At 56.4% G+C, this 21491-nt stretch carries 24 protein-coding genes, 1 tRNA gene and 1 pseudogene; 6 read left to right on the top strand and 20 right to left on the bottom strand.

Annotated elements, in window-relative coordinates; all coding sequences use genetic code 11:
* The first annotated feature begins 211 nt into the window (after window positions 1–211).
* From proB to ACMWL8_RS11685, 3 genes are all read left to right on the top strand, one after another.
* Window positions 212–1315, top strand: coding sequence for a glutamate 5-kinase (proB, locus tag ACMWL8_RS11695; protein WP_045259794.1), 1104 nt, complete (start codon window positions 212–214; stop codon window positions 1313–1315).
* An 11-nt stretch (window positions 1316–1326) separates the two neighbouring features.
* Complete coding sequence (gene proA / locus ACMWL8_RS11690) at window positions 1327–2580, top strand: glutamate-5-semialdehyde dehydrogenase (RefSeq protein WP_045259795.1); 1254 nt, start codon at window positions 1327–1329, stop codon at window positions 2578–2580.
* A 111-nt stretch (window positions 2581–2691) separates the two neighbouring features.
* Window positions 2692–2767, top strand: a tRNA-Thr gene (locus ACMWL8_RS11685).
* 381 nt (window positions 2768–3148) lie between these two features.
* Here the strand turns inward: ACMWL8_RS11685 and ACMWL8_RS11680 are convergent.
* The 13 genes from ACMWL8_RS11680 to ACMWL8_RS11620 all read right to left on the bottom strand — a co-directional run bounded on the left by ACMWL8_RS11680 (window position 3149) and on the right by ACMWL8_RS11620 (window position 10380).
* Window positions 3149–3490: a TA system toxin CbtA family protein gene (locus ACMWL8_RS11680; RefSeq protein WP_023305529.1), complete on the bottom strand. Its 342-nt coding sequence runs from the start codon at window positions 3488–3490 to the stop codon at window positions 3149–3151.
* Window positions 3491–3510: 20 nt separating this feature from the next.
* The gene (locus ACMWL8_RS11675; protein ID WP_001548170.1) at window positions 3511–3828 is read right to left on the bottom strand and encodes a type IV toxin-antitoxin system YeeU family antitoxin; all 318 of its coding nucleotides are present in this window, start codon (window positions 3826–3828) and stop codon (window positions 3511–3513) included.
* A gap of 19 nt (window positions 3829–3847) precedes the next feature.
* Window positions 3848–4069, bottom strand: a complete 222-nt coding sequence (locus ACMWL8_RS11670) for a DUF987 domain-containing protein (protein WP_414751588.1) — start codon at window positions 4067–4069, stop codon at window positions 3848–3850.
* An 8-nt stretch (window positions 4070–4077) separates the two neighbouring features.
* Entirely contained in the window at window positions 4078–4554 is a 477-nt protein-coding gene (locus ACMWL8_RS11665; protein ID WP_000811693.1) for a JAB domain-containing protein, read from the bottom strand.
* A gap of 15 nt (window positions 4555–4569) precedes the next feature.
* Complete coding sequence (locus tag ACMWL8_RS11660; RefSeq protein ID WP_047746256.1) at window positions 4570–5028, bottom strand: antirestriction protein; 459 nt, start codon at window positions 5026–5028, stop codon at window positions 4570–4572.
* Between the two features lie 97 nt (window positions 5029–5125).
* Window positions 5126–5365, bottom strand: a complete 240-nt coding sequence (locus tag ACMWL8_RS11655; protein WP_000194654.1) for a DUF905 domain-containing protein — start codon at window positions 5363–5365, stop codon at window positions 5126–5128.
* Window positions 5366–5441: 76 nt separating this feature from the next.
* The gene (ykfB, locus tag ACMWL8_RS11650) at window positions 5442–5909 is read right to left on the bottom strand and encodes a protein YkfB (RefSeq protein ID WP_023305531.1); all 468 of its coding nucleotides are present in this window, start codon (window positions 5907–5909) and stop codon (window positions 5442–5444) included.
* A gap of 22 nt (window positions 5910–5931) precedes the next feature.
* Entirely contained in the window at window positions 5932–6375 is a 444-nt protein-coding gene (locus ACMWL8_RS11645; protein ID WP_023305532.1) for a YfjS/YafY family lipoprotein, read from the bottom strand.
* Window positions 6375–6611 (bottom strand): protein YpjK, encoded by a 237-nt coding sequence (gene ypjK / locus ACMWL8_RS11640; protein ID WP_001144031.1) that lies wholly within the window; start codon window positions 6609–6611, stop codon window positions 6375–6377. The genes ACMWL8_RS11645 and ypjK overlap by 1 nt, the downstream gene beginning before the upstream one ends.
* Window positions 6612–6651: 40 nt before the next feature.
* Window positions 6652–7353 carry a WYL domain-containing protein gene (locus ACMWL8_RS11635; protein WP_023305533.1) on the bottom strand — a complete coding sequence of 234 codons (702 nt, stop codon included), beginning with the start codon at window positions 7351–7353 and terminating at the stop codon, window positions 6652–6654.
* A 217-nt stretch (window positions 7354–7570) separates the two neighbouring features.
* Window positions 7571–8392 carry a DUF932 domain-containing protein gene (locus tag ACMWL8_RS11630; protein ID WP_008324532.1) on the bottom strand — a complete coding sequence of 274 codons (822 nt, stop codon included), beginning with the start codon at window positions 8390–8392 and terminating at the stop codon, window positions 7571–7573.
* 91 nt (window positions 8393–8483) lie between these two features.
* The gene (locus tag ACMWL8_RS11625; protein WP_008324534.1) at window positions 8484–9347 is read right to left on the bottom strand and encodes a GTPase family protein; all 864 of its coding nucleotides are present in this window, start codon (window positions 9345–9347) and stop codon (window positions 8484–8486) included.
* Window positions 9348–9453: 106 nt separating this feature from the next.
* Window positions 9454–10380 carry a hypothetical protein gene (locus ACMWL8_RS11620; RefSeq protein WP_008324535.1) on the bottom strand — a complete coding sequence of 309 codons (927 nt, stop codon included), beginning with the start codon at window positions 10378–10380 and terminating at the stop codon, window positions 9454–9456.
* Between the two features lie 449 nt (window positions 10381–10829).
* On the opposite strand from ACMWL8_RS11620, the gene ACMWL8_RS11615 reads away from it, so the two are divergent.
* On the top strand, window positions 10830–11036 hold the full coding sequence (locus ACMWL8_RS11615; protein WP_001547758.1) for a helix-turn-helix transcriptional regulator: 207 nt from the start codon (window positions 10830–10832) through the stop codon (window positions 11034–11036).
* A gap of 404 nt (window positions 11037–11440) precedes the next feature.
* On the top strand, window positions 11441–12052 hold the full coding sequence (locus ACMWL8_RS11610) for an inovirus Gp2 family protein (protein WP_023305534.1): 612 nt from the start codon (window positions 11441–11443) through the stop codon (window positions 12050–12052).
* A 59-nt stretch (window positions 12053–12111) separates the two neighbouring features.
* Here ACMWL8_RS11610 and ACMWL8_RS11605 read toward each other — a convergent pair whose 3' ends face one another.
* Together ACMWL8_RS11605 and ACMWL8_RS11600 are read right to left on the bottom strand one after the other, a co-directional pair.
* On the bottom strand, window positions 12112–13029 hold the full coding sequence (locus ACMWL8_RS11605) for an IS5-like element ISEc35 family transposase (RefSeq protein ID WP_023305535.1): 918 nt from the start codon (window positions 13027–13029) through the stop codon (window positions 12112–12114).
* A gap of 29 nt (window positions 13030–13058) precedes the next feature.
* Complete coding sequence (locus ACMWL8_RS11600; protein WP_032670918.1) at window positions 13059–13361, bottom strand: hypothetical protein; 303 nt, start codon at window positions 13359–13361, stop codon at window positions 13059–13061.
* Here ACMWL8_RS11600 and ACMWL8_RS11595 point away from each other — a divergent pair.
* A complete protein-coding gene (locus ACMWL8_RS11595) occupies window positions 13360–14340 on the top strand; it encodes an IS5-like element ISKpn26 family transposase (protein ID WP_033146059.1) in 981 nt (326 codons plus the stop codon). The genes ACMWL8_RS11600 and ACMWL8_RS11595 overlap by 2 nt on opposite strands.
* Window positions 14341–14488: 148 nt before the next feature.
* Here the strand turns inward: ACMWL8_RS11595 and ACMWL8_RS11590 are convergent.
* The 5 genes and pseudogenes from ACMWL8_RS11590 to ACMWL8_RS11570 all read right to left on the bottom strand — a co-directional run.
* Window positions 14489–14779 (bottom strand): annotated as a pseudogene (locus ACMWL8_RS11590) (Tn3 family transposase); the annotation flags it as partial.
* A 378-nt stretch (window positions 14780–15157) separates the two neighbouring features.
* Window positions 15158–17290, bottom strand: a complete 2133-nt coding sequence (locus tag ACMWL8_RS11585) for an HlyD family efflux transporter periplasmic adaptor subunit (RefSeq protein WP_001192442.1) — start codon at window positions 17288–17290, stop codon at window positions 15158–15160.
* Window position 17291: 1 nt separating this feature from the next.
* Complete coding sequence (locus ACMWL8_RS11580; protein WP_023305538.1) at window positions 17292–18641, bottom strand: efflux RND transporter periplasmic adaptor subunit; 1350 nt, start codon at window positions 18639–18641, stop codon at window positions 17292–17294.
* Window positions 18638–19519, bottom strand: coding sequence for an efflux RND transporter periplasmic adaptor subunit (locus tag ACMWL8_RS11575; RefSeq protein WP_001548177.1), 882 nt, complete (start codon window positions 19517–19519; stop codon window positions 18638–18640). Before ACMWL8_RS11575 ends, ACMWL8_RS11580 begins: the two co-directional genes overlap by 4 nt.
* A gap of 14 nt (window positions 19520–19533) precedes the next feature.
* Window positions 19534–21453 (bottom strand): TolC family protein, encoded by a 1920-nt coding sequence (locus ACMWL8_RS11570; RefSeq protein WP_023305540.1) that lies wholly within the window; start codon window positions 21451–21453, stop codon window positions 19534–19536.
* Window positions 21454–21491 lie beyond the last annotated feature (38 nt).

The following is a 21491-nucleotide window of genomic DNA, read 5'->3' as shown; positions in this document are numbered from 1 at the left end:
AGTCGGTGGAGTTCCTTATGACTCATCGTAACAGTCTCTTTGATCATGAAAAATCCCCCAGAGAATTGTCTGGGGACATTTTAGAATGGTTCAAAGGGGACATTACAGCTTGGTGTTAACATGATGCACTAAGGCAGTTGGCAACCGGGCTGACTCCTGTTAAAACGTTCGTTCGACATTACTTTCCCTTATCGTTGAATGGCAGAGAATCATGAGTGACAGCCAGACGCTGGTGGTAAAACTCGGTACCAGTGTGTTAACAGGCGGATCGCGCCGCCTAAATCGCGCCCACATTGTTGAGCTTGTACGCCAGTGCGCTCAGCTGCATGCCGCAGGGCACCGTATTGTGATTGTGACCTCCGGGGCGATTGCCGCCGGGCGTGAACACCTGGGTTATCCCGAACTCCCCGCGACGATCGCCTCTAAACAGCTGCTGGCCGCCGTGGGACAAAGCCGACTCATTCAACTCTGGGAACAGCTGTTCTCTATCTACGGTATTCACGTCGGGCAGATGCTGCTGACGCGTGCGGATATGGAAGACCGGGAGCGCTTCCTGAACGCCCGCGATACCCTGCGCGCCCTGCTGGACAACAATATTGTTCCCGTTATCAACGAAAACGATGCCGTTGCCACCGCTGAAATAAAAGTGGGCGATAACGATAACCTCTCTGCGCTGGCCGCCATCCTGGCCGGTGCCGATAAACTCCTGCTTCTGACCGATCAGCAGGGGCTGTTCACCGCCGACCCGCGCTCCAACCCGGAAGCCGAGCTGATTACTGATGTTCATGGTATCGACGATGCGCTGCGCGCCATCGCCGGTGACAGCGTGTCCGGCCTCGGAACGGGCGGGATGGGGACCAAGCTGCAGGCCGCCGACGTGGCGTGCCGCGCCGGTATCGACACCATCATTGCCGCGGGCAGCCGCCCTAGCGTGATTGGCGACGTGATGGAAGGCATTTCCGTTGGCACCCGCTTCCACGCCCAGGAATCCCCGCTGGAGAACCGCAAGCGCTGGATCTTTGGCGCGCCGCCTGCGGGTGAACTCGTCGTCGATGAAGGGGCGACCGCCGCGATTCTGGAACGCGGGAGTTCATTGCTTCCTAAAGGAATTAAAAGCGTGACAGGCAACTTCTCCCGTGGTGAAGTGATCCGCATCCGTAACCTTGAAGGTCGCGACATCGCGCATGGCGTAAGCCGCTATAACAGCGATGCCCTGCGCCGCATTGCGGGCCACCACTCGCAGCAGATCGACGCCATTCTGGGCTATGAATATGGCCCGGTTGCCGTGCATCGCGATGACATGATTATTCGTTAAGGAGCCAGAACATGCTGGAACAAATGGGCGCAGCCGCGAAGGCCGCCTCTTACAAACTGGCGCTCCTTTCCAGCCGCGAGAAAAACCGCGTGCTGGAAAAAATCGCTGATTATCTGGAAGCACAGTCTCAGGACATTTTGCTTGCCAACGAGCAGGATCTGCTGGAAGCGCGTCGAAACGGCCTGAGCGAAGCGATGCTCGACCGCCTGGCGCTGAACCCGGCGCGTCTTAAAAGTATCGCCGACGATGTTCGTCAGGTTTGTAATCTGGCCGACCCGGTAGGACAGGTGATTGACGGTGGGCTGCTCGACAGCGGTTTGCGTCTGGAGCGTCGCCGCGTGCCGCTCGGCGTCATCGGCGTGATTTATGAAGCCCGTCCAAACGTGACGGTTGACGTCGCTTCCCTGTGCCTGAAAACCGGTAACGCCGCCATTTTGCGCGGTGGGAAAGAGACCTGGCGCACCAACGCCGCGACGGTGAAAGTCATCCAGCAGGCGCTGGAAGAGTGCGGTTTGCCGGCGGGTGCCGTGCAGGCGATTGAGAGCCCTGACCGCGCGCTGGTCAACGAGATGCTGCACATGGACAAATACATCGACATGCTGATCCCACGCGGTGGCGCGGGCCTGCACAAGCTGTGCCGCGAGCAGTCGACCATTCCGGTCATCACGGGCGGCATCGGCGTATGCCATATCGTGGTGGACGACAGCGCCGAAATTGAGCCAGCGCTGAAGATTATCGTCAACGCCAAAACCCAGCGTCCAAGCACCTGTAACACCGTGGAAACGCTGCTGGTGCACCAGGGGATTGCGAGCGCCTTCCTGCCAGCCCTGAGCAAACAGATGGCGGAGAGCGGGGTGACGCTGCACGCTGATACCAATGCTCTCGCGCTGCTCCAGGGTGGCCCGGCTAGCGTGGTTCCCGTAAAAGCGGAGCAGTACGACGACGAGTTCCTGTCGCTGGATCTGAACGTGAAGCTGGTTGCGGATCTCGACGACGCTATTGCGCACATTCGTGAACACGGCACGCAGCATTCTGACGCGATCCTGACGCGTACGCTGCGCAATGCCGATCGCTTTGTGAATGAAGTGGATTCCTCTGCGGTATATGTGAACGCCTCCACCCGCTTCACGGACGGCGGCCAGTTCGGACTTGGCGCAGAAGTGGCGGTCAGCACGCAGAAACTGCACGCGCGCGGTCCGATGGGCCTTGAAGCGCTGACCACCTATAAGTGGATCGGCTTCGGTGACGATACGATTCGTGCGTAAATAGTCACGGGTGATGCAAAAATAGCCGTTTGATTCAAAAGGGCATTGACGCATCACCCGGTTAGATCTAACCTTTTGCCCCGTGGTTACACTCGTAACCGGCCTCTCAGGGCCGATATAGCTCAGTTGGTAGAGCAGCGCATTCGTAATGCGAAGGTCGTAGGTTCGACTCCTATTATCGGCACCATTAAAATCAAATTGTTACGTAAGATCTTATCATTCTCCCACCAAAAAATTATCTTAATGTAACAGCTGGTGTAAGTAAATTCTATCAACGAAGATCAATCTTATCTACTGACCAAAAAGGCCTGATAGGGCTTCGCTCACTATACATCCTTGGCTGCAGGTTTAGTTGTACACCACTCCTAAATTTAATGTGTTGGCAATGTGTTCAATAAAGCTCGAACAAATTAGCTCATTATGATCGGTTAATACTTCAACTTCTGGTTGCATGATTGTTTGTCCGTAAAAAGATAACGCGCCTGCCGGGTAGTAGCAGGCGCATTACGCAATAGGTAAACAAGGGAGGAAGTTCAGAAATGTAAATCGGGAAGGTTGTACGCAATGTTCATCGTACTACGTTGTTACGGCTTTGCCGCAACAAGCCAGTTGCCTGCCGTGCTCGCAGAATGTCTACAGCCCGGAGATAAGGGGATTGTTCCTGCCAGTTAAATCCCTTCCTGTCGATACGCACCAGTTCGTATTTTTCCACCAGAAAATTCACGGCATCAGCCAGCGTGATTCCGGCATCGATATGTTCCTGTATAACACGTTCCTCACTGAACGGTGTGTCGTTGAGGGTGAGACCATAGTGCTGTTTCAGCAGGCGGGTCAGTAGCATTTGCCAGACAGCGACGGGTGACAGGCAGGGCTTCGCCGCCCGCTGAGTTGTTGCAGGTAAAGTTTTCATGTTTACTCTCGTGAAGGTAATTAACTCTGAGTGGGGTAAATGGCGATGTATACGTAGCCGCAACTGCCAAGAGTATCGGCTTCGCAGGTGAAACCGTTGTGGTACAGGGTGACGCAGTGGGCGTGTTGGGGACTGAGTTCACCGGTGGTTAGCATCGACTCCATATGGCGGATAAAGTGCGGGCATGTTTCATCCAGCTTCCGGCATTCGGTGTCACTGAACCTGCCGGTGATGCTGGCCCTGTCAGCCAGATAGTGCAGTCGGTTACCCTCCTGCACCAGACGGGCTCCCAGGCGCGGCGTGATAGCCCGCTGCAGGCCCCAGTTGATGTGGGTCATGGCGGCTCTCCTTTTATTGTCAGTTCAGGGTAATACTCATCAGGGAGGCATAAGGCCCGTTACGGTCCTGGCGGCGTTCGGCGTATACCGCGAGGACTCCGGCGATATCCGGCACATCCCTGCCGGTGTAATGGCAGACGCTACCGTGCCACTGATATTTTCCACTGCAGTAGCGAAAGATCCGGGACTCAGGATGCTGGCGGTATATCGTCATTGCCCGGCGTTTACTGATAATTTTCATGTCATACCTCACAACAGACCGTGTTCTGCGAACGAATAGATTTGCCTGCCACCGACAATCAGATGGTCAGGGACACGGATATCCACCAGCTGAAGCACCTGAACCAGTCGCTGCGTGAGGGTTTTGTCGGCCTGGCTAGGTGTCGTCTCGCCGGAAGGATGGTTATGCGCGAGTATCACCGCCGCCGCGTTGAAGTGCAGAGCACGTTTGACCACCTCCCGGGGATGCACCTCGGTGCGGTTAATCGTGCCGGTGAAGAGCGTTTCATGGGCAATCAACTGATTCTGGTTGTCCAGATACAACACCCGGAACTCTTCCCGCTCAAGCGCGGCCATATGCAGTCGCAGCCATTCACGTACGGCGTGGGTAGAGGTGAAGGCTACGCCGGGCTCATGCAGGTGGCGGTCCAGAGCCCTGAGCGCCCGCTGAATGAGACGCCGGTCCTGTGGCGTCATCTCGCCGGGTAAAAAGGAAAGCTGTTTCATCTGTTGCTCCTTCGGTCAGTCGATAATACGCAGAATGGCGTGAGCCTCTGGATGTTGCATGGCATACTCCCGCAGGCGGTAATAGTGTGCGGTCATCGCGTCACATTCTGTACGGCAGGCATGGTGGCTATACGCAATCAGGCAGACAGCAATACCTGCTGCTTCTGCACTCATTTGGGCATCGTTACCGTTCAGGCAGTTAAACAGACGCCATGTCTCATCGTTGTCAGGCTCGGGGGACATAAATGCGCCGCCATTGCTGAGGGTGTAGAACGACCAGATACCACTGCTGTAGCCCTCACAGAAGCGGTCCATCCAGGCGAAGATATGCGGCTCCAGGAGTAGCCACTGCGGGATAGCGCCAAAGTACTGTGGCCAGAAATCGATACGCTGTTCATCGGGGACCGGCGTGACGGTCAGTTCAAATTCGGGTTGGTTAGCGGGTGCGAGGTCGTGCTGCGTCTGTGTTGTCATGGGTATGTCTCCGTCAATAAAAACGCCAGCGGCGATGGCTGGCGTATGGGGATATAAAGTGTGTTCGGGGAGGTGAATGCGGGTAAATGCTTCGCGATCAGCGGGTGGCCGTGTCTGTACGGATGCCTGAGGTGCGGATATAGCGGTTAAGACCTTCACCGGCATCCGGCTCAAAGTTCCATGCCCGCCAGACCATCCGGCCTTCAGTATCACGAACCACCAGACGGAAGTGACTGCCCTGGTCGTCTTCGAGTGTGATATTGCTGTACGTGGTAGTGACCGCTTGCGCTTGTCTCCGGGTGAAAGGCCCCGGTGGCAGCAACACGGATTGGGTCATTTTCGGGCTCCTGATAAAAGAAAACCCCGGCAGCCTGCTAGCTGTCGGGGTGGATTTGCTGGGGAAGATACTACTATCAGTCGTTGCTGCAGTCTCCGAGAGTGGACAGAACTTTCTCAGCGTTCTTCCGGTCCGCAGTGAAGGTCCCTGCTTTGTGGTCATTGACGTAGACGTCGAACTGCCCGGACTCAGAGATATTGCTGATGAAGTCAAACCAGGCGTTATCGCCGTTACGCCAGCCCAGGCTGGACGGAATAATGTACTGCTGGTGATCCATCACTACGGTGATAGTAGTGTCGTCATCGTGCGAACTGACCATCTTGTCATCGGCAAGGGTAAGAAAGACTGAATGCTGATAGAAACCATTCTGGTCCGGGTTCCCTGTGCAGTTGATGGTAAACGTCTTTCCGCTGGCTTCGGTCACGCTGTATTCCGTATTGCCCTGACCGTAACCCTGCTGCCAGAACCCCGGGATAGCAGAGGCATTAAAGCTCGCGAGCAGTACACCCGCCAGCATAAACCGACTTAGTGAAAGTATTGTCATTCTTGTCTCCTTTGTCGTTGTTTTATTCCTGGTTCTCAGGGTTTGAGGGTATCAGCAGTCGCCCCATCAGTTTGCCGTCATGGGCGTACTCAAAGTATTTTTCTTTGGTATACGGGTCCGTCACCTCCTGGTATTCCAGTTTGATGTTATCGGCAATACACAGCGCATTCATCAGTGGCTGGACGGTTTTTTCCTGCATATCCACGAGGTAGTAGTAACTGCCACCCTCGCAGCCATCGGGCGACTGGTGGGTACGTAAAACCTGCAAGGTGGGACCGGATAAGTAGTCAACCTGTGACCACTCTTCGCTGACATCATCCTGGTGGCTGACCACATCACTGAAACGCGGTGGGGTGAGGTCCTTAAATTTACTGATGGCCTTCAGGTCATCACTTCTGTCATCGCATGCGATGAGAAACAGAGTGGTGGCAACCAGCGCCAGCAGAGGCAGTGTTTTACGTTTCATTATTTTTTTCCTGAAATCAGACGAACCACTTTGGCAAAGACATAAATGCCCACGAAAATACCCACCGGCACGCCGACGAACGGTGTCAGCGCGACACTGGCAGCACCGGCTGCGCCACCTCCCGTCAGCAGTGCGGCAACAGTGGCAAGGGTCAGGGCCGCGAGACTGTCGGACACCCCGGTTTTGTTCAGAATGATGACGATGACAACAATGGCGATAATGGCAATAACGGGCATAGGGCTCCTCCCTGTTGCCGGGTTGATAACAACGCTTACGCTATTCTGGTGGGCTGTCGGCCGGAACAAACGTAAGCAGTGACTGCTGGATAAAGCGAAAATGGGGTAAGGACTGAATAAAGCCCGGGTCTTCAACAAGACGACACAGACTGTCGTTACGCCGGAAAGTCTCCTGCAGGGGTTGAACCAGATGGATTTCATTCAGGGTGAATACGGCGATATGTCCGTCGTGCTCTGCCACCAGATACCAGGCCTGCTGGTGGATAAGTAACCGGCAGGGAGCCAGCCGCTCACAGCGCTGCCCCTCGGCAATCAGCGTCACCCGCCTGCGCCCGGTAATGGCCTGAATCAGTCGCCAGAAAGACAATGCGCCTGATGGCGAAGGAGCCGGACTGGCGGGTGCGATTACGCAGGGAGACTCATCGCACATCAGCAGTGCGTTTACCAGACGACGGTCAAAGCCAGGGAAAAGACCGGCCATCCCGCTGCGGTGGGCAAAGATAAGCACGTCGGGCACCATCTGCGTCTCACTGCCCGCAGTACGTAAGCGGCAATATCCGGACTGATACTCCAGGTCCAGATACATCAGCCGCTCACGAAAATCACGCCGCAGCGTGCGCACCGACACACCAAACTCAGCGGCCAGCTTACGCACACTCAGTGTTTCCCCTGCCACCAGACGGCTGATTATCAGTGACAGCCTGACAGCCAGCCGGTCATGGCGGCGTTCTGCCTGTGTCATGAGACGTTCTCCGTGAAAGTTAACTGACTGAAAATGATGTGATTACTTTAAAGAGGGGGTCGGACAGGGTATGGACATCACAGAAACTATTTTTCATTTCTGCAAAAGCCAGAGGCAGCGGGGGTTACAGGCCATTCACTCAGTGAGTGAGGACCGCCAGCACGGTGCGATGCGGACAGGTGGTGTCCGATATTAACAAAGCGGCAACATTAAACGGTCACTGCAGTTGCGTGAGCATCGCTTCCGCCATCACCCACAGTGCCCGGTTAAGTTTCACGTCCCCGTCGATACCGCGAACGGCACGGGTATGTGACCGTCCTCCTTTGGCATTACGGCCACTGAGCCCACCCTTAATCAGGTTCTCCTGAATACGCTGGTACGTGGTCCACAGGTCGCTACTCTCATCTTGCCAGCGGCGCGGGGAGAGGATCTGCGACTCAGTCACCGGCTGGTGGTCCTCACCAAAGCGGTACGTCAGCGCGGCTTTTGCCAGTGCCTGCTGCGCAGGTGGTGGCAACAGCAACGACTGCATCGCATCCCGCTTCTCCTCCACACGGTCAAAAATGCCCAGCACTTCATAGGCCCCCTCAATCACCTGACTCACTACATCGCCTTTGTGCGGCACACGCACCTCGCCAAATGACTCACCGCAGACGAGCCCGTTCTGACAAACCGCACGAAATAAACCCGGCAACATCTGGTACGAACTGGTGCCATCATGGGAGTTGAGCAGGATAATTTCTGGTACCTGTTTACCGGTAATCTGCCCCTCCCGACGAAGGCGTAGCATGTGTTTTGTGTGCTCGCGTCGACCCGGGTCGCGTACCCGGGTCTGACAGGCAAAGAACGGCTGGAAGCCTTCGCGCTGCAGGCTGTCCAGCAGGGATATGGTGGGTATATAGGTATAACGCTCACTACGGGATGCGTGTTTGTCCTCACTGAATACACTGGGCACCACGCGAAACAGCTCTTCGCGGGTTAACGGGCGGTCGCGACGGATAAGATTTGCTGCGCCAAAGCGCGAAGCCAGACGGGTCATAAGCAGACTCCTCATAACGGGAAAACAAATAAAAGGGATCCCCGTCGCATCTGCGACAGGGGCAGGGAAGTAACAGGGATGGGTTAAATACTCAGAAGAAGAAATCCCAGACGGCGCGGGCCACTGACACCACCGTGGTGCGCACGGCCTGAATGACAGCCCGTACCGGGGCGGGTATCAGGGGAAAGGCACTGATGCTATCGAGTACGGCCCCGATGGTTTCACCAAAATCGCTACGAGCCTGTTCCCGGACTACCGTCGTGCGAAAGGAAGACTGGAGTTGCGACACCACCGGGCTGGTGGCCTCACGTGGCAGGCACTTAATCATTCGCTCGGCCATCACCCGCAGTCCCCACTGAAGACGGACCGACACGGCACACACCGGATGTACGGGCTGGAACAGCTCATGCAGCAGACAGATTTTACGGCTGATATTCTGCTTCTGCGCCGTGGACAACGGTCCCCCACCGCTGGTGGGTTCGGCCTTATCCGACTGGCTGATAACAAACAGCACCTTATGCCGGTATACCTCTCCAATCACCTGATGATAAAAATGTTCATCCACCGCCAGCGCCCGGTCATCGGCCTTAATCAGCCACAGAACCAGGTCGAGCCGGGGGAGTTGTTCGCGGTACATCGCAGCATACTCGGTATCGCGAGCACCACTTTCGCCCACGCCGGGCAGGTCCACCAGCGTCATATAGCGGTCGCCGACTTGCAGGCGAAAGCGCAGTGGCTCACGGGTACATGCAGCCACATCGCTGACCGGTGATATATCTCCGGCAAACAGGGCATTGCACAGACTGCTCTTCCCAACACCGGTTTTACCCATAATGCCGATCACTGGCTCGTAGCGGGTTAACTGATTTATCTGCTGCAATATACGTTCAGACACCCACTGTGGCAGACCAGCGAGCGATTGCTGAAACGGCTTCAATCCTTCAGAATTGTTCATTACTACTCCTCTGAAAAATAATACAAAAACGGCAGAATCGTGAGATTCCACCGTTAATCTGGTATGTTCAAAGGGATGATATATATCTGAAAATTATTAACTTGATCTACTTTTTGTCTTTTTTACGTGATGAAACAGCCTGCAGCCAAGCATGCTTCATTTTCTGAATAAAGAAATATTTTTCTTCAACTCCAGTGTCCCAACTATCCATGCATGCAATGATCATCTGTATTCTCATTGCAGTGTTATATGGTTTTAAATAAAAGGGGATCATATTTTTATTTCTCAGATACTCCCAGCAATAGATAGCTTGCTTTTCATCTTTTTTATCTAGCCAGTCATAATCAGTAAGAAATGTATTATATTGCTCTAGCCATTTATCATGCAACTTACGAAAATAGGAAATTTTCTGACTTAAACTTACAGGAGCTAAATCAATAAACCTCATCAAAGTACAAATGCGTTCTTGTTCGGATGTTGTATTCGGGCTGTAGTTGTCGGGATCTGCGCCAGATGTTAAATAAAATCTACGCGAGTATTTTTCAGGTATATCTCTATTTTTTTCTTTATTGCTAGGGGAGATTCCCACCTGCATTTCGGCTTGTACTTCATCAAGTGAGAAATTTTTAATTTCATCAATGTTTATAAATTCAAAAAAGGATGCAGGAGTTGAGTTCGGGTTGTAAATATTATCTTGTGCAAAGATATTCACGCTCGAGGAGGTTTCAGGACTGATTCTGTTGTTATATATATACATTAAGGCAAACCACGATCCTCTATCAGAACCTTTGAAACAATCGAACTTCTCTTTGTCAATGATTTTGTAATGGAACTGTTTTTTCAAGTAAGTACGCGCACTTTGTATTGCTTCATTATTGAATAGGAATTTAGTGTTCAATATATGATTAATGAGTTTTTGAAATTCCTCAGGCGTGTCGAAATTACTCGCCTGCTTAATGTAATCTTCGTTGTAATACAGACTCAGAACGTAAAGGGAAAAGAACTCCTCTCTCACTTCGTCATACCTAAGCATGTACCCTCCAGTGTGATATCACATCTGTCCGATGCTTTCAAAAGTATAAATGAACCATGATGATTTGGCATCTGCAAGGTGACTGTTGACTGGTTTTTTGCTGATTTTTTAATGATAAAGTAGTGATTACTAACTGATTAGTAAGTGATTAATGGCTGGTTGCCTCCTGTGATTTTTCTGCCTCTGGTAAATTGGGGGAGAGTACTGATCAACTCACCACTCTGAATAATTTTCATGATTGCACTCTACAAAGTTTCGACATCCGTCAAATTGTAACGGTCAGAGAACAGCGTTACACGAGGTTTTCCGTATCTATGCATTCTTAGTTGGGTAGCTCAACTGCTCCTTCCAGATCTTTTTTTACGTCACACCCCATTCATGTGGAGGAGAAGGCGTGAACAATTAGTTATCGCCTGCTCCGGTGCTCTTCTCGCAATGGGACACTCAGCATGAAAACTAAACCTGCACTACTGGAAGATGAGTTCATCGATATGAAGTTTATCACACGGCTTACTGGCCTGAGTGATAAATGGTTCTATAAGTTGATACAGGAAGGGGTATTTCCGAAACCCATTAAGATGGGTAGAGCTTCTCGCTGGTTAAAAAGCGACCTGGAGGAGTGGTTGCAGGCTAAAATTAATGATTCCAGAAATTAAATATTTTGGACTGTGTTTATCAAATTCCATGCCCTTTTTGCTGCTTAATTTTAAATGACACTCTGATCATGCACCGTGATTGAAATAAGTTATAGCCACCCCTTAATCATTTTTTTCAGACGACATTAACTTCGGAGTAAATAATTTAACACAATGAAATATCAAACCGCATCTGGCCTGAATGTTGAGTATTAATACGTGACGGATTGTTAATATATATCAGTACATAAACCCCAATATTCCAGTAATACACACCTACGCAATACACACCAAGCAATTTAGTCAGCATCACCCAACTAACATCCAACACAAACTCAATAAGCCAGATTTGATACCACCTAATTACCTCAACCATCGCGGGTAAGGTTCCGTCCTGCCCGATATTCAGATCACAGGAATCTATTATGCTTAATGATATTTATCTTGACCAACGTCATGCCCCATTCAATACAACGTATTTGCAACGGATGCTGGGTGTAATTGATAACGCTATAGCACAACACCCAAGGACAATGGCTGTCCGTGTCGATCTACGTCTGCCTGATGACAACTGTAATAGGAATAGTGGTCTGATATCCCGTTTCATTGAATCGCTTAATGCAAAAATCGATGCTCGGTACCGAAATAAAATAAAGAATGGCATCAGGAGCTACCCATGCCAGTTGCGTTACGCCTGGGTTCGGGAAGTGGGAGAAATAAACGAGAAGTCCCATTACCACATGGTACTTTTCGTGAACAAAGACACATTCAATGGACTTGGGAGCTATGGAGAAGGGGGAACGGGATTAGCCAGCCTGATACGTGAAGCCTGGCTGAGCGCTTTGCAACTAGGCCCTTACCCCGAATACCGAACGTTGGTCCACATCCCGGACAACCCATTGTATTACCTGGACGTCAATAATTTAGACTACAAAACGGTTTACGATAAACTCACTTTCAGGCTGAGTTATTTTGCGAAAGAGCGCACCAAGTCATACAGCCGGAATGAACGCTCGTTTGGCTGCAGTCAGTCCTGAGGCGGCCTTGTTGATCAAATCCAAAGTTGGATGGTCGCTCCCCAACCCGCCGGGCGGGCTTAGTTGACAGCCTGCCGAATAGGCATACCAAGCCCTATGACCTTGTTCATGACTTTCACCCCGGCCAGGATCTCACCCACCTGGGCGTTGTAGCTCCGCAGACTCAGTTTCGGACCGATGAGCTGCTTGAAGCGATACATGGCGGTCTCAGCTATCGAGCGCTGATGATAGCCAGAGTCCTTTTTCCATTGCTCCAGTTCTCCTGCCTTGAGCGCGGCAACCGCCTCGTTGCGTGGATGGCCTGTCTTCCAGAATGCCGCATTTTTTCTCGGCGGTATGGTGGCCTTGGCGCCCTTCTTTTGCAGTAGGGCATAACAGGCTCTGGTGTCATAGGCACCATCGGCGCTGACTTGTTCTATCTTGCGGCGCAAGGGGTTGAGCAGCGTGGGCAACACCTCGTTATCGCCCACCGTTTCCAGGCTGACTTCGGCTGCAACGATGGCATGGGTCGCCGCATCTACGGCCAGGTGAAGCTTGCGCCAGACGCAGCGTTTCTCCTTGCCGTGCTTGCGAATTTTCCATTCGCCTTCGCCATAGACCTTGAGTCCGGTGGCATCAATGACCAGGTGAGCCACTGGGCCATGGCTCGGTAGGCGGTACTTGATTTCGACCGTCTTGGCGCGCTTGCTGATACAGCTGTAGTCCGGCGACTGTAAGGGCACCTTCATCAGCTTGAACAGCGAGTTGATGAAGCCTTCCAAGGCACGCAGCGGTAGCTTGAATACCGCCTTGAGCATCAGCGCGGTTTCAATGGCGGAGTCGCTGTAATGGAAGCCTCGCCCTCGGCGGCCATGATGGGTCTGGCAATGCCACTGCTGGATGGCTTGCTCATCCATCCAGACGGTCAACGAACCACGTTGCACCAAGGCTTGGTTGTACTGTTTCCAGTTGCTGATCTTGTGCTTGGACTTGCCCATCTGGCGCTCCCGGTGGTGAGCCTAAGAGATCAGATTACCAAACTGCGGGATAGTTCCCTGATTTGAGCAACAACGCCGCTTGATACAAAATAGGTCTCAGGCAGGCCCGTGATTTTCTCTATGATACCTTCCAGCTCTCTAAAAATATAATTCTGGACTTCCAGTTCATGCGCATACAAATCAGCTACCCTCCAGCGCAAAATCAGCATCACTTCATCATCCTTACATTTTGGATAACAAACTGCAAGCAACTGAAATTTAGGGAAGGTGCGAACAAGTTCCTGATATGAGATCATCATATTCATCCGGAGCGCATCCCAGAGGGACATCATGAGCCATCAACTCACCTTCGCCGATAGTGAATTCAGCACTAAGCGCCGTCAGACCCGAAAAGAGATTTTCCTCTCCCGCATGGAGCAGATTCTGCCATGGCAAAACATGGTGGAAGTCATCGAGCCGTTTTATCCCAAGGCGGGCAATGGCCGACGGCCCTATCCGCTGGAGACCATGCTGCGTATTCACTGCATGCAGCATTGGTACAACCTGAGCGACGGTGCCATGGAAGATGCCCTGTACGAAATCGCCTCCATGCGCCTGTTTGCCCGATTATCCCTGGATAGCGCCCTGCCGGATCGCACCACCATCATGAATTTCCGCCACCTGCTCGAGCAGCATCAACTGGCCCGTCAATTGTTCAAGACCATCAATCGCTGGCTGGCCGAAGCAGGCGTCATGATGACCCAAGGCACTTTGGTGGATGCCACCATCATTGAGGCACCCAGCTCTACCAGGAACAAAGAGCAGCAACGCGATCCGGAGATGCATCAGACCAAGAAAGGCAATCAGTGGCACTTTGGCATGAAGGCCCACATTGGTGTCGATGCCAAGAGTGGCCTGACCCACAGCCTAGTCACCACCGCGGCCAACGAGCATGACCTCAATCAGCTGGGTAATCTGCTTCATGGAGAGGAGCAATTTGTCTCAGCCGATGCCGGCTACCAAGGAGCGCCACAGCGCGAGGAGCTGGCCGAGGTGGATGTGGACTGGCTGATCGCCGAGCGTCCCGGCAAGGTAAAAACCTTGAAGCAGCATCCGCGCAAGAACAAAACGGCCATCAACATCGAATACATGAAAGCCAGCATCCGTGCCAGGGTGGAGCACCCGTTTCGCATCATCAAGCGGCAGTTCGGCTTCGTGAAAGCCAGATACAAGGGGCTGCTGAAAAACGATAACCAACTGGCGATGTTATTCACGCTGGCCAACCTGTTTCGGGTGGATCAAATGATACGTCAGTGGGAGAGATCTCAGTAAAAACCGGAAATAACGCCAGAAATGGTGGAAAAAATAGCCTAAATAGGCTGATTCGATGTGTTTGCGGGAAAAAAATCGGCCCAGATCCGAGAAATTTTAATCAGCGAGTCAGCTTGGGAAGAAATGACCTGCTTATTCGCACCTTCCCTAACATTTTCATTATCAGCGATGCGGTGACAATCCCCTGTTTAATTGAGGCTGCCAGGTACAATATTTTATCCCTGCGCGCCTCAATGTCTTTGAGATTCAGGCTGGTTGTTGATATGACGGACTGTTTCCCGGAATAACGCTCGGCCTTTTGATGAATAACCAGCCGCTTCTCATGAATATCCCGGATCCTTGGCGAAAAAGCGAATCCCAGCAGATGCATCAGGGTGAAAACATGCTCAGTGAAGCCCGCTGTATCGGTGTAATGTTCGGTAATTTTCAGATCACTTTCGCATTGCCGCCCGCCGTGACAATATCGGCGGCGAGCGCCTCCAGTTCCGTCTGGCTGCCAGCATGGCGTTGGCACCTATCTCCGCCAGCCGCAGGGCGGCCTCGTGGCCGAAACAACTCGACATGCCAGTGATGACAATCGTGGCGTTTTGCAGACAATTTTTTGCATAACCACACCTCCGGAAACAGAAACCAACGAGTCTTGCGAGCATCAGCTGCACGCCTGCAAGTAATATAACCTCCGGGTCCAGTTGCAGAACACCGAACAGACTAACAAAACGTAGGTGCCAGTTTGCTCTGGCGAAACGGGGTTTAACCTAAAACCGCGGTGGGGAGAAAACCTGCGCCAGGCCAGGCGGCCTGGCGCGAAAATCGCACGCTAACCCTCTTTACCAAAGCCAGTTTGCTGGATAAGCATCAGCATAACGCTGTTGACCCAGCTGTGAGCCAGGCTCTGGCGGTCACTCGCCACGTCAACACGTACCAGTTGCTCTTTGCTGACCGGCGCGGCGGAGATGCCTTCGATCACTACCCGGTACCAGACGGCGGCGGGACGGAGTTCGTTGGCGGGCGCAACCGGGTTCAGCGCCACCGGGCCGCCGTGACTCTGCGCCAGCATCAGATTAGGCAGACGGCGGATGGCGTCGTGGTCGATGGTCACTACCGCGCCTGCGAGCGGCTGCCAGCGGCCCTGCTGATAAACCCGCGCCGTCGCGCCGTCGCGCAGGCGGGCCAGGTCGGTTTCGCTGACCAGCGCCTTCACGCGCCAGCGGTGGGTGTCGATCACGCTTGCGATGCGGGTGCCAGGCGAGACCCAACTGCCGGGGCGCAGGGTCTGCTCAACGTCATGCACCACGCCATCCTCCAGCGCCACCAGCTGGAGCCGCTGAAGCTCAACGGCGCTGGCCCGCTGTTGAATGGCGTACTGGCGCGCCATCTGGTCGGCGACCACCTGCTTCGCCGCGCCGTTTTTATCGAGCGCCATCGCGCCGCGGGCGCTGGTCTGCCACGCCTGGCTTAGCGCCAGCGCCTTATCCTGCTCGTCCGCCGGGACGGGGGCCACCAGTTCAAACAGCTTCTGGCCCGCCTTGACCTGCTGGCCTTCCTGCACCAGCACCTTGTCAAGCTGGGCGGCATAGGGCGTGTAAACCGGCTGCGCCACGCCCGCCTCCATCACGCCGTGCAGGGAGACCTGCCCGGACCAGGGCAGAAAGACCGAAAGCCCCAGCGCGAGTGCGACGGCGACAAGGCGCAGCAGGCGCGCCGGAGCGATTTCCCGGCGGCGCGCGCGCCAGATTTTGAGTTCGCGAAACATCGGTTGCACCACAAAAGTGACTATCTCAATAAAAAACAGCACCAGCCCGAGCGCCTTAAAAAAGGCGTTGTAGACCACCAGCGCGATGCCGACGAACAGCAGTAGCCGGTAAACCCAGGTGGCGAAGGCGAAAAGGGTGAGGAAGCGGGCAAAGGCGGGCGAGACGTTATCCGGGATCGGATCCTCAAGCCCCAGCAGGTGCCAGCGCAGCCAGCGCTTCGCCCAGTTGCCCGCCCGTTCGTGCAGGCCAGGGTAGTCCAGCGTATCGCTGAGAATAAAGTAGCCGTCAAAGCGCATAAACGGGCTGGCGTTCACCGCCACCGTCAGCACCCAGGCGGTGGTGGCGAGAAAGAACAGCGCGCCTTTAACGTTGCCTTCCGGCGCGAAGCTCCAGAACAGCGTCGCCCAGGCCGCCAGCATCAGCTCGGCCATAATGCCCGCGCTGGCGATGGAGAGCCGGTGGCGGGACTGCGACAGCTTCCAGCTCTCTCCGGTATCGGTGTAGGCCATCGGCCACATCACCAGCAGCGCCACCCCCATATGGCCGACGCGTACGCCGTAGCGGGTCGCCATAAAGGCGTGCCCCAGTTCGTGCCAGCATTTGGAGAGGATCAGCGCCACCGCGAAGGCCAGCGCCCCGTTCCAGCTCAGGGCGCCGTGCAGCGCGGCCTCGACGTTATCCCACTGGCGCGCGGCCAGAACGACGCCTGCCAGCGCGGCGACGGCGGTCAGCAGTAGAAACGGCGCGCTGAAAAGCCACTCCACCCACGGCAGCATGCGGCGCAGGGCTTTCTCCGGGCGCACCAGCGGCAGGCGGATAAACAGGTAGCCGTGCAGAATACGCCGCCAGAGCGAGCCGCGCGCTTTGAACGCGCCGCGGCGCAGCAGCTGTTGCTGCTGTAAAAAGCCCAGGAACTGCAACACATCCTGTTCGTCCACCGTCATGGTGGTCTCCTGGCTGATGCTGTCGGCAATCGCCTGCGGCGCGCCGAGCGGCCAGCGGCGCAGCATCTCCAGCTCCAGCCAGCCCAGGCGGAAATAGAGGTTGCGCACCGGGTCGGCCAGATGCCAGGCGGGCGAGCCGTCGCGGTTGTTGCCCGCCGGGTGAATTTTTAGCTCGTCGCGCAGCGGCGGCAGCGGCTGCGGCTGCGCAAGAGCTGTCCCGCCCGCAGGCGGGAGCGTCGCGGCTGTTTGCATATCAGAATCCACACCAGGCGCGCAGCGTCGCCAGCGGACGACGGAAAATCAGATAACCGAGCAGGCTCCAGTCGCCGGAGATGCGGGCCGTGCCCTGCAAGCCGATACGGGCGGCGCTGGACGGGTCGGTTACGGTGCCGCGCAGCAGGTAGCTCGCGACGCCGTTCGGCGCTTCCACCGTCTCGTAACCGGCGTAATCCAGCCGCGCGGTCAGCGGGTGCAGCGGGGCGACCTTAAGAAATACGGTCATCGCCGCGTGCGGGTTCAGGTTGGTGGATTCCGCCGCAGGCGCCCAGGCGCGCACGCCGAGCTTCGTCGGGTCCGCCAGCAGGCCGATGCGCTCGCCGGTCTGTACCGGACGGCCCGCCCAGTCGTCCGGGTCGGTGTAGACAAACACGCCGCTGCTGCGGGCGCGGATCGACAGCTTCTCCAGCTCGCGCTGCAACGAGGCAACCTGCACCTTTTGCTCGCGCCATTTGCCTTCGGTCAGAGCCAGTTCCGCACGGGCGTTCGGGTCTTCAATCGCCTGCTGAGACGCCTGATGCATATTGACGGTGGCGGTCGCCAGCTCCGCCTGAGCAATGGCGAGACGGTTTTTTAGAGTCGTATCATCCAGCTCCGCCAGCACCTGTCCGGCCACGACCGGCGTGTTCGGCGGCACCTTCATCTGGTGAATCACCCCGTCGCTCGGCGCGGCGATCACTTCGCTGTTAAGCGAAATCACCTCGGCGGGCACCAGCGTGTATTCCCGAATCGGGATCAGCATAACCAGCAGCAGAAGCAGCAACACGAGACCCGCGCGTCGGCGCACCGTGGCGGGCAGCAGCCGTTGCAGGCGAGAAGGCCGCGCCACCAGCGCCCACCAGGCGTAGCCGTACAGGTTCGCCAGCTGGAGCAGGGCGTATTCGGGGCTTTCGACGCCAAGCTGCGTCGGCCACGGGGTATCGCGGGCCAGCAGCAGCAGGGCGTGCAGCTTGCCGTCCGGGCCGGTCAGCGCCAGCACCCAGACGTGGCCCGGCAGCCATTCGTCCCACTCGCGCGCCAGCGACTCGCTCAGCATTTCCGGCGACAGCGGCATCACGCGGGCAGTTTCCGGCAGCGCGGCGCAGCGCGGCGCGATGTCGCAGGCAACGGCGGCAAGCCACAGCGCGTAGGGGGTATTGCGGTCGGTGTCGCTCAGGCCGGAGTGCGCCGCAAGCTGGGCGCGCCCGGTGGCGGAAACGGCGAGCAGCGCCGCCTGGCGATACTCCACCAGCGAGCGGGTATCGTTACACATCACAAAACCCAGCTCTTCGGGGCTGCGCGCCGCTTTCACGCGCGCCGCGAGAGAATAGAACAGGGCGATGCTCACGAGTTGGTCGTCCCGCTCTGGCACTGCGCCGCCGCTTTCGGGCAGACTGGCGTCGCGCGGCCGCTCATGCCGGGCAGTACGTCCTGGGCGTCGCTGCCAAATTCCGCTTCAATCTCAATCGTCTGGCTCACGGCGTCCACGCGGCCGCTGATGTGGGTGACGGTCATCGGGTAATGCTTGCCGGTTTCACCCACCACCGCGTCAAGCTGCGCGCCGGGCGCAAGCCAGGTGGTCCAACCTGACGGCACGTTGAGGCGCGCCTTGCGGGTGCCGTTGCTTACAAGATCGATAACCTGCGCGCCTGCGCCGACGCCCTGGCCCTCTTTGACGTAAATACGCGCCACGCGGCCGTCGAACGGCGCGGTAAAGCGGCACTGCGCCAGCTGCGCTTCAAAGATTTTGATCTGGCTGCGGGTGCGGTTCACGTCGGCGGCGGCAAGGCCAACCTCCAGCGCGCCTGCGGAATGCAGACCCTGCAATTTCGCCTTCGCTTCATATTTGATCTGCGCGGCGCTGTACTCGGCGTCTGCCGCGTCGCGACGGGCTTTCAGCTCGCTACAGTCCAGCGTCACCAGCAGTTTGCCTGCCTTGACCGTATCGCCCAGCTCAACGTTGACCTGCGACACGCGCCCGGCCACCACGCTTGATAGCGGGCTTTCCTGGTTGGCCATCACCAGAAAACGCACCGGCGCGGCGCCGTTGTCGGCGGTGGCGTCAGGCGCGCTCTCAGGCGCTGCGGCAACGGCCGCATCCGGCGTTGCGACTGCCCCCGCCGCAGCGGGGGTTGGGTCGGCGGCGAAGGCGCTGGCGCACAGCGCCAGGCCCGTCAGCGGCATGAGCGCGCGGACGCTGCGCCAGCCTTCGTTCACGTTGTTCATACCTGTTCCTGTTATTAAGGGTTACTTGCCGTCATCACGCCGGTGTCGCCTGCCGCTTTATGCAGGTCGGACACCACGGAGAGCGCGGCGGCTTCTGCCAGCGCGCTGACCGAACGGGTGTTGACGTCATTCGGCAGATAGCTGGTGTATTTCTGGTAGGCGACCTGCGCGCCCTGGGCGTTATAGACCGCCATTTCCCACACGCCGCGCTGCGAGCCTGACGCGCGTTCAAGGTTGAGGTTCATTTGCAGTTTCACGCTGTCGGCGCCGTTGCCCTGCACCAGCTGGTTGGCGGCCAGCACATGGGTGACCGACTGATAAATCGCGCTCTTGTTGACGCCCGCTGGCAGGCGGCCCAGGGTGACGCTGACCGGATGGCGGGAAACTACCGCGTCGGCGCTCTGGGTGAAGACCTGCTTCTCGCCCGCCACCAGGCTCTGGTTGATTTCACGCGACAGGGTCGGCAGATCGCTGCTGGTCACCTTTTCCGGCAGCAGGTCGATGCCTACCGAGTTCAGCACGCGGCCATAGGCGGACTGCGCCTGCGCGTAGGAGGCGGCTTCCTGGAAGCGGGAGACGATGGAGCGCGCCTGGGTGCGCAGGGATTCCAGGTCGCTTGAGAGCGAGTTGTCGGAACCGGCGCGGGAGATGCTCGCCAGACGCTGGTCGACGCGGGCGGACTCCTGGGCTATCTGGTAGTCGTACACCGCGAGCTTGTAGCGCTCAACCGAGACGCGCACCTGAGTCAGCACCGCCATGCTCAGCGCCATACGGCGGGCATTGTCGGTGGCCAGGCGCGCGTCGTTGGTGCGGCTGATGGCCGGCGCGCTCAGTAGCTTGAACAGGTTCATGGAAACGCCCACGCCGCCCTGCACCCAGCTGTTGTTGTAGAGGTAGCTGTTGGAGTCGTAGCTGATGCCGCCGAACAGATTCAGGTTCGGGAACAGCGAGGCGATCTGGCGTTTAGTTTCCAGCACGTCGATGCGGGTTTTGTAATCTTCTTCACGCAGCTCTGGGCGGCGTTCCAGCGCCATCTGCTCAAGCGTATCAAGCTGGCTTGGCACGCCGGAAAGCGCCGGATTGGCGACGTCCTGTAAGGTGAAGTCGGTGGTGGACGGCAGGTTCAGCAGGGCGGCCAGCTCGCTTTTCGCCATCTGCATCTCCTGGCGCTTCTGGTTCAGCAGCGCCACCGCGTCGAGCAGGGCGCGCTGGTACTCCAGGCCCTCGACCGGCGGCAGAATGCCTGCGCGCTCCGCTTCGCGGGTTTTCTCAAGCGCGGTCTGGATCTCTTCGGCCAGCGGCTGCGCTTCGCTCAGCAGACGCTGTGCGCCCAGCGCGCGCCAGTACGCGTCGCGCACCTCCTGGACAATATTCTGCAATACCTTGCGGCGACGCTCTTCGGCGATGTTGACGTTATCCGCCTGCTGCTTCGCGCGGTAGTAGCTCATGCCGAAATCGAGCACGTCCCAGGAGAAGGTGGCGTCGGCCAGCAGGTGCTCGCGCTCTTCAGAGGTGGACGGACGCAGGCTGACGACCCGGTCTTCGATACCGACGCTGGTGCCGCCGGAATCGTTGTCGCGCCAGCGGTAGCCGGCATCGGTCATCAACTTCGGCAGCATTTCCTGCTGGGAGATATCCAGGATGCCGCGCGACAGGGCGGTTTCCATCATCTTCAGGCGGTAGTCGAGGTTGTATTTCAGCGCGCGGGCCATGGCGTCTGACAGGGTCAGCGGACCAGAGACCGGCTGCTGGTCGCGGTACATGGCGGCGCGGTCGGCGCTGACGCGCGCGCCGATTTCATCCTGGGTCAGCGGTTCAGGTTTAATGGTGCCGCAACCGCTTAACAGCAGCGCGGAAACCAGTGCGGCGACAGGGGCGAGCAGAGGCGCAGAACGTACGGCAGTCGGGGTTACGGCAGTTAAAGTCGTCATCATTGTTATGCTTAAAGTGTTGAGTTAACAATCCGGCGGCG

The sequence above is a fragment of the Enterobacter sp. 04-C-12-SI-ECC genome (assembly GCF_047530715.1).
Classification (GTDB): Bacteria; Pseudomonadota; Gammaproteobacteria; order Enterobacterales; family Enterobacteriaceae; genus Enterobacter; species Enterobacter bugandensis.
Note: the sequence above shows the minus strand (reverse complement) of the source record. Positions and strands in the feature narration are given on the sequence as shown.